Annotated in this window: 6 protein-coding genes, 1 tRNA gene and 1 pseudogene; 7 read left to right on the top strand and 1 reads right to left on the bottom strand. The window is 68.2% G+C overall.

Annotated features, from left to right (window positions below; all coding sequences use genetic code 11):
- Window positions 1–37: 37 nt before the first annotated feature.
- From ITJ49_RS16165 to ITJ49_RS16190, 6 genes are all read left to right on the top strand, one after another.
- Window positions 38–1,207 (top strand): sensor histidine kinase, encoded by a 1,170-nt coding sequence (locus ITJ49_RS16165; RefSeq protein ID WP_194606586.1) that lies wholly within the window; start codon window positions 38–40, stop codon window positions 1,205–1,207.
- Window positions 1,204–1,863 (top strand): response regulator transcription factor, encoded by a 660-nt coding sequence (locus tag ITJ49_RS16170; RefSeq protein WP_055963332.1) that lies wholly within the window; start codon window positions 1,204–1,206, stop codon window positions 1,861–1,863. Before ITJ49_RS16165 ends, ITJ49_RS16170 begins: the two co-directional genes overlap by 4 nt.
- 110 nt (window positions 1,864–1,973) lie before the next feature.
- Window positions 1,974–3,029: a zinc-binding dehydrogenase gene (locus ITJ49_RS16175; RefSeq protein ID WP_228514617.1), complete on the top strand. Its 1,056-nt coding sequence runs from the start codon at window positions 1,974–1,976 to the stop codon at window positions 3,027–3,029.
- Window positions 3,030–3,069: 40 nt separating this feature from the next.
- Entirely contained in the window at window positions 3,070–4,650 is a 1,581-nt protein-coding gene (locus ITJ49_RS16180; RefSeq protein WP_194606587.1) for an FAD-dependent oxidoreductase, read from the top strand.
- On the top strand, window positions 4,647–5,921 hold the full coding sequence (locus ITJ49_RS18310; protein ID WP_370544578.1) for a cytochrome P450: 1,275 nt from the start codon (window positions 4,647–4,649) through the stop codon (window positions 5,919–5,921). Before ITJ49_RS16180 ends, ITJ49_RS18310 begins: the two co-directional genes overlap by 4 nt.
- Before the next feature lie 44 nt (window positions 5,922–5,965).
- Window positions 5,966–6,496 carry a cysteine hydrolase family protein gene (locus ITJ49_RS16190; RefSeq protein ID WP_194606588.1) on the top strand — a complete coding sequence of 177 codons (531 nt, stop codon included), beginning with the start codon at window positions 5,966–5,968 and terminating at the stop codon, window positions 6,494–6,496.
- 38 nt (window positions 6,497–6,534) lie between these two features.
- Here the strand turns inward: ITJ49_RS16190 and ITJ49_RS16195 are convergent.
- Window positions 6,535–6,606: transfer RNA gene (locus tag ITJ49_RS16195), tRNA-Gln, on the bottom strand.
- 103 nt (window positions 6,607–6,709) lie between these two features.
- Here ITJ49_RS16195 and ITJ49_RS16200 point away from each other — a divergent pair.
- Window positions 6,710–6,783, top strand: a pseudogene (locus tag ITJ49_RS16200) (30S ribosomal protein S16); the annotation flags it as partial.

Below are 6,783 nucleotides of genomic sequence, written 5' to 3' on the forward strand. Positions count from 1 at the left end.
GCCTCGGGTACGACCTGTCGTGGGCGAGAATCAACCCATGCCCTCGTCTCGCCAGCCGCTCCTGCCGCGGGTCACGCGGAATGGGATCTCGCGACTCGATGTTCTGCCCGCGGTGGTCGCGGGGGTAATCGGACTCAGCCTCGCAGTCGAGCTGATCCGGATGATGGCCCACTCGGCGGAAATCGGAGCGATCGGGGGGCTCGCGGTCACGCTCGCCGGCCTGCTCATCGCCACGAAACGGCCCTTCGTCGGCCTGGCCGTGAACTCGTTCGGATGCCTAGTCGTCGCCCTTGGATCATGGGGGCCTCTGGTCGAGTGGAGCATCACCGTCTTCCTGGTCTTCATCGTCACCCTCCGCTTCGGGCGACCCATCCGGGCTGCGGCGCTGGTGGTCGCTCCCACCCTCGCCGGCACGATCATCGCCGGCGACCTCGGCGATCCGGTCACCAGCGTCTTCGCGACCCTCGTCTCTTTGGCCGCAGGGTCGGCAATCGGCGCCGGCTTGCGCGCGCAGCGGCTCTACCGCGACTCCCTCGAGCGTCGGGCCGAAGACGCGCTCGCCACGCGCGAGCTCGAGGCGACACGGCGAGTGGCCGAAGAGCGCCTCCGCATCGCCCGCGACCTCCACGACGTCGTCGGCCACGAGGTCGCCGTCGTCAGCATGAACCTCGGCGTCGTCGAGATGGCCCTGGTCGACACACCTTCCGACGTGACCGAGGCGCTCGATCGGGCGCGCACCGGGGTACGGAACGTCCTTGCCGAAACGCAGCGGATGCTCGTGCTCCTCCGCTCCGATGACGAGCAGGGCGGGGCCGATCCCGTTCCCGATCTCGCTTCGCTTCCGACGCTGTTCGACTCATATCGGCACATCGGGATGGACCTCCACGCCGAGCTCGAGGTGCCAGCGGACAGCGTGGATGCGGCGACGCAGCTGACGGTCTATCGGATCCTGCAGGAGGCCCTGACGAACGCCCAGAAACACGGGCGAGGTGCGGTGAGTGTCACGTGCGCCGCCGAGGGCGTGAGGCTGGTCGTACAGGTGCGCAACGGCCAGCGCCTCGAACCATCCGAGCCGAGCACCGGCCTCGGCCTCGTCGGAATGCGCGAACGGGTCGCCGCGGGCGCCGGAACGATGACAGTGAACTCCACCGACACCGAATTCGTGCTGACCGCCCACCTGCCTCTGAAGAATGGACGTGTCGCATGATCCGCCTCCTCCTCGTCGACGACCAGGAGATGATCCGGATCGGGCTCCGTGGGATCCTCGGCCGTCATGACCCGTTCGAGATCGTCGCGGAGGCCTCTGACGGACTCGGTGCCGTCGAAGCCCTCGCGTCGCAGCCGGTCGACGTGGTCCTGATGGACATCCGCATGCCGGGGATCGACGGTGTCGAGGCGACGCGAAGGATCCGACAGCGCTGGTCGGCAGAGGAGGTCCGGGTGGTCATGTTGACCACTTTCGAGCAGGACTCCAACGTGCTCGCGGCTCTCCGCGCCGGTGCCAACGCCTTTCTGAGCAAGGCCGCAGGACCGAAAGAGCTCATCGCAGCGATCGAGGAAGTGGCCGCGGGTGGCGGCGCGCTCTCGCCCGCCGCGGCCGCGATGCTCATCGGCCGGGTGAAAGACGAGCCGGCTACGGTCGTCGACGCGGACATGACGGCGCGCTTCGACGCGTTGACCCCGCGCGAGCGCGACGTGGTGCTCAGCATGATGACCGGGCTCGACGTCGACGCGATCGCCGCCGAACGGTTCCTGTCGCCGTTCACTGTGAAGACGCATGCGAACCGGGCGATGGCGAAGGTCGGGGCGCGCGATCGGGCGCAGCTGGTGGCATTCGCGTACCGCGGTGGGCTCACGCCGTAGTCCGCTCCTACTGCGAACGCAGTAGGCCGAATCGGTGCAGTCGGACGATTCGTGAACGGGTCCCCGCCGGGAGGCTTGAGGCATCACCTCAGCCCCTCAAGGAGAACCGGATGTCCAGCTCGAAGCCCCCCACCCCCGCCCGACCCGCGACTATGAAGTCGACCTATGTCACCGGCCCTGGAACGACCGCCGTGCTCGACGTGACTACCCCCGAGGTCGGCCCGCGCGACGTGCTCGTGAAGGTGCGGGCCTGCGGCATCTGCGGTTCCGACTCGTTCTACGTCTCGCTCGGCGGACTGCCCGGCCGGGAGGGCCACACGCCCCTCGGCCACGAGCCCGCCGGCGAGATCGTGGCGCTCGGTGCCGAGGTCACAGACCTCCGGGGCGGCGACCACGTCGTCGTCAACCCGATGGCCGCCCCGACGGGAATCATCGGCAGCGGCGGCTCGACCGGCGGTCTGAGCGACTACCTGCTGATCGAAGATGCCGAGGTCGGGCGCAGCCTCGCGGTCGTCCCCGAACACATCCCGTGGGAGGTCGCCGCGCTCAACGAGCCGATGGCCGTCGCGCGGCATGCCGTCAACCGGACGGCGCCGAAGCCAGGTGACAAAATCGTCATCTTCGGTGCCGGGCCCATCGGGCTCGGCGCAGCCATCAGCTACATGGCCGCCGGTGCCGGGTCGATCGTCGTCGTCGATGTGATCCCCGAACGACTCGAGCTCGCCCGTGAAATCGGAGTCGACGATGTGATCGACTCCCGCACCGAGAACGTCACCGAGCGGCTCGTCGAGATCCACGGCGAAGGCGAGACGCGTCGCGGCGTTCGCAAGGCCGCCTCCGACATCTACCTTGATGCCGCCGGCGCCGCTCCCGTCATCGGCGCGATCACGGCCGCCGCCACGCACGGAGCGACCGTCGGCATCGTGGGTGTGCATAAGAACCCCGTCGAGCTGGACCTCGGCCAGCTCCTTGGAAGCGAGCTGACCATCGTGCTGTCGATGGGCTACCCGACCGAAATTTTCGAGGTCACGCGCGACATCGTCGCGAACTGGGAGAAGTACGCGGTCATCGTCAGCGACGTCATCCCGTTCGGCGATGTCGAGCAGGCGTTGACCCTCGCTGCGACACCGGGCGCCGCCGACAAGGTCGTCGTCGTCTTCGACTGACCCGTACGGCACCACTCACGTCTCGAGAAGGAGAAGAACCATGCGAATCGCCGTTGATATGACCAAATGCCAGAGCTACGCGCAGTGCGCCTTCCTGGCACCTGATGTGTTCCGGTTCGAGGGCGACGAGGCCCTCGTCTACGACCCCGACCCCGCCGAGGAGTTCCGGGCCCGCGTTACGCAGTCCGCGGCAGCCTGCCCGGTGCAGGCCATTCGCCTCGACGGAGAGCAACGCAGGCCCGTGGCCAAGGCAGTGAACCCCTCGGCTCCGGCCTCCTCGGCATTGGGCCCCTCGGCGCTGACCGAGACCGATCGCGTGGTCGTTGTGGGCGCATCGCTGGCAGGCCTGACGGCGGCGGAAGCCTTGAGGTCGGACGGGTTCCTCGGCCCGATCACACTCATCGGCGACGAGCCGGACCAACCCTACGACCGGCCGCCCCTGTCGAAACAGGTGTTGCTCGGTACGGCGTCGGCTTCGGGCACCCGCCTTCCGCAGGCCTCCGGCCTCGACCTGGAATGGCGCCTCGGCGTGGCCGCGACCGGCCTCGATGTCGACGCCCGTGCCGTCCTCCTCGCCGACGGCGCACGCGTGCCCTACGACAGGGTGCTCATCGCCACCGGAACCCGAGCCCGACCGTGGCCGGTGGCCGACGAGGCGGCTCTCGACGGAGTCTTCACCCTCCGCACTTCGGCCGACGCGGCACGGCTCCGCTCCCGCCTCGCCGCCGGACCGCGGCGAGTGCTCATCGTCGGTGGAGGATTCACCGGCTCCGAGATCGCGTCGGCCTGCCGTCGCCTCGACCTCCCGGTCACCCTCGTCGATCGAGGCGCGGCGCCGCTCGCCCGAGCGCTCGGCGACACCGTCGCGGGCGTGCTCGCCGATGTGCAGCGCGAGCACGGCGTCGACCTGCGGTCGCTTGTCACCGTCTCCCGACTTCACTCGGACGAGAGGGGGGCGGTCGCGGCCGCCACGCTCTCGGACGGAAAGACCCTCGATGTCGATCTCGTGGTAGTAGCAATCGGCGCCCTCCGGAACACCGAGTGGCTCAGCGAGTCGGGCCTGTCGGTCAGCCCGCTCGGGGTCGACTGCGACGCCACCTGCCGGGCGCTCGACAGCGACGGCACCGTACTCGACGGTGTCTTCGTGGCCGGCGATATCGCCGCCTTCCCGCACCCGTCGGGCGATGGCCGCCGAATGTCGATGGAGCACTGGGGCAACGCCGTGGGCCAGGCCACCGTCGCCGCCGGAAACATGCTGACGGGTGCGAACGTCCACCACGACGAGGTGCCGGTGTTCTGGTCGAACCAGTTCGGCCACGTGATCAAATCCGTCGGCATGCCCGAGGCAGCAGACAGCGTGGTCATCGCTCAAGGATCCACCGAAAAGCGTTCGTTCGTCGCCGTCTACGGCGTCGGCGACCGCATGGTCGGTGCCACCGCCCTCGACCAGGTCAAGTGGCTCGAGCACTACCGGCGTGAGATCAACGACGGCGCCGCATTCCCGCCGACGGGCCGAACCGTCGACAGCCTGCCCGGTACCGACCGAAGCGTGCGCCCGCATTCCCGGGCTAGTCACCCAACCACCATCCCCGCGAAGTCCGATGAAAGGACCACACTGTGAGCACTTCTCCCGAACCCCGCCCCGGCTGCCCCGTCACGGGCGGCTCCCCCACCGCCACGGCGGTGTGGAACGAATTCCTCGACCACGACAACCGCGCCGACCCGTATCCGGTCTATGCCCGCCTTCGTGATGCCGCGCCGGTTCAGCGCCTCGACGACGGGGCGTTCCTCGTCACGGGCTACGACGAGATCCTCGAGGTCGTCCATGATCCGCGCATCAGCTCCAACCCGCTCGCCGGCCGAGACGACACCGAGGGGGCCGCCCCCGGCCTCACATCCGCGTTCGTCATGCAGGATCCCCCGGAACACGACCGCCTGCGCCGTCAGACCATGCGACACTTCGGCCCTCCTCATCACGCCGGCTACATCGACTCGCTCCGCGACGACATCACGCAGACGGCGACCACGCTCATCGACGCGTTCCCCGCAACCGGCACCCTCGATCTCGTCGAGGCCTTCGCCTACCCGCTTCCGGTCATGATGATCTGCGACGTGCTCGGCGTTCCCCACGAAGACGAGCCGCGCTTCCATGCCTGGAGCATGGCGATCATCGCGCCTCCTGAGGCCACGACACCCGAAGAGGCTGAAAGGCTGCAGGCGGAGGCGTCACGGGCCACCAGTGAACTCGGGGCCTACCTCGCCCAGCTTGCCGAGGTCCGTCGCGGAACACCCCAGGGCGATCTCCTGTCGGGACTTGTCAACGACACCGGCCCGGATGGGGCGATGTCAACCAGCGAGATGATCAGCACAACCATCATGCTGCTGATCGGCGGACACGAGACCACGGTCAACATGATCGCCAACGGCGCGCTCACTCTGCTGCGGCACCCGGAAGCCCTCGACCGGCTTCGCGCGGACCCGAGCACGATGCCACTCGTCTTCGAAGAGCTGCTTCGGTTGGAGCCGCCCGCCCAGGTCACACCGAAGTACATCGCCCTCGAGGATGTGCGTATCGGCGACGTGACGATCACGAAAGGGTCCCCCGTCTGGATTGCCTGGGCCGCCGCCAACCGCGACCCCCGACACTTCGCCGATCCCGATCGGTTCGACCCCGAGCGGGAGAATCGTGACCACCTCGGATTCGGCGCCGGCATCCACGCGTGCTTCGGAGCGCCCCTCGCCCGCCTCGAGACCCAGATCGCTCTGGCCGAACTCTTCTCTCGACTCGAGAACGTGCGCCTCGTCGAAGACCCGCCGCCCTATCGCCGCAACCCCCTTCTGCGCGGTCCGAGTCGACTCGACATCACCTTCGACGGCATCACAGCGCCGTGACCAGCCCGACAAACGAAAGTAGAGACCACGACACAATGGCGAACATGAGCGAGATCATCTCTTCCGGTGCTGCCCTCGTCGTCGTCGATATGCAAGTCGGCACGTTGGCGAACGCACGCTCGCAACCCGCCGACCGGCTGATCGTCGAGGTGGGGCGAGCGATCAGCGGCTTCCGGGAGGCGGGTCGACCGGTGGTCTTCGCGATCTCGACCGGAACACCGCCGGGCATAACCCAGTACGGATCGCAAGGGCGAACCTGGCCGAGCACCGACACCGAGCTCGTCGACGGCATTCAGGCGCAGAAAGACGAGCTGACCATCCACAGGGCCGCGTGGAGTGCCTTCGCGAACACGGGACTCCATGAGCACCTGACGGCCGAGGCTGTAACCCAGGTCGTCATCGTGGGAATCGCGACAACCTTCGGGGTCGAATCGACGGCCAGGTCTGCCGCCGGCCTCGGCTACGACGTCATCGTGCTCGCCGAGGCCGTCTCCGATCCCGATCCCGCCGGTCACGACCGCACCCTCACCCGGGTCATCCCCGCCCTGGGTCGAGTTCTCTCGCTCGGAGGCTAGAAGACTCGGAGGCCGCCACATCGCTGACTAGCCCGAAGCTCCGCCTCCAGGACTCGAACCTAGACCTAACAGCTCCAAAGGCTGTCGTGCTGCCATTACACCAAGGCGGACCACACCCGGAGGCGCCGGACCATTCTGCCAGATCGCGGCTCCGGTTTTGGGGCGGGGCCCCGTGGGCGCGCGACAGGTGCGAGTGGGCGGGTGTTATGGGGCGTCGGCGCTCAGCCGACCGAGCAGGTCGCTGCGCTCCTCAAGCTGACCGGCGACTGGGGTCAGTTCAAGGGCGA

It is taken from the genome of Frondihabitans sp. VKM Ac-2883, from assembly GCF_015350875.1.
Classification (GTDB): domain Bacteria; phylum Actinomycetota; class Actinomycetes; order Actinomycetales; family Microbacteriaceae; genus Frondihabitans.

Coding starts and splice junctions, on each gene's coding strand:
- ITJ49_RS16165 (WP_194606586.1), top strand. CDS start 38: ATGCCCTCGTCTCGCCAGCCGCTCCTGCCGCGGGTCACGCGGAATGGG.
- ITJ49_RS16170 (WP_055963332.1), top strand. CDS start 1,204: ATGATCCGCCTCCTCCTCGTCGACGACCAGGAGATGATCCGGATCGGG.
- ITJ49_RS16175 (WP_228514617.1), top strand. CDS start 1,974: ATGTCCAGCTCGAAGCCCCCCACCCCCGCCCGACCCGCGACTATGAAG.
- ITJ49_RS16180 (WP_194606587.1), top strand. CDS start 3,070: ATGCGAATCGCCGTTGATATGACCAAATGCCAGAGCTACGCGCAGTGC.
- ITJ49_RS16190 (WP_194606588.1), top strand. CDS start 5,966: ATGAGCGAGATCATCTCTTCCGGTGCTGCCCTCGTCGTCGTCGATATG.